Here is a 533-nt window from a genome sequence, read left to right as displayed (position 1 = left end):
CTGGTGGTCGGTCTGCGGGAAGAACGGCGTGGCGTGCAGCTCGACCACCGGCGGCAGGCCGGCCGGCGGGTGCTCGCGCAGCGCAGCGGTCTGCACCGCGCAGCCGCCGAGGACGACACTCAGCGCCAGCAGCGCGGCGCGCATCGGGTCAGCGGATCGGCCGCGTGAACGGAAACACCTTCGTGTAGCCGAGGATGTCGGTGATCAGCAGCAGCACCAGCACGAAGATCAGCGAGCCGACGACGTCGTTGGCGCCGGCCGGCGCGCGGTCGATCTCGGCGCCCAGCCGCGCGGCCTCGGCATCGCTCAGCGCGGCGACGCGCAGGCGCGCCTGGTCGAGGTCGACGCCGCGTTCGGCCAGCACGCGGGCCACGTCCTCGCGCTCCAGCGCCGCCAGCAGGCGCTCGCGCTGCGCGGCGCCGCTCGCGATGCCCTCGCTCTCGGCGACCTGCTCGGCGCTGATCGTCACCGCATGCGCCGGCAGGCCGGTGAGGGCCAGGCTGGCGGACAGGACGAAGGACAGGACCGAGGAC

The 533-nt window shown here is 74.7% G+C and carries 1 protein-coding gene; it reads right to left on the bottom strand.

The features are described 5' to 3' along the window. Window positions 1-148: 148 nt before the first annotated feature. A partial coding sequence (locus AC1DXV_RS35240) for a PA2779 family protein (protein ID WP_477938133.1) occupies window positions 149-533 on the bottom strand: 385 nt, incomplete at its 5' end.

The sequence above is a fragment of the Rhizobacter sp. P3_C12 genome (assembly GCF_056402735.1).
The sequence above is the reverse complement of the archived record's forward strand: the minus strand, read 5'-3'. Positions and strand labels throughout refer to the sequence as shown.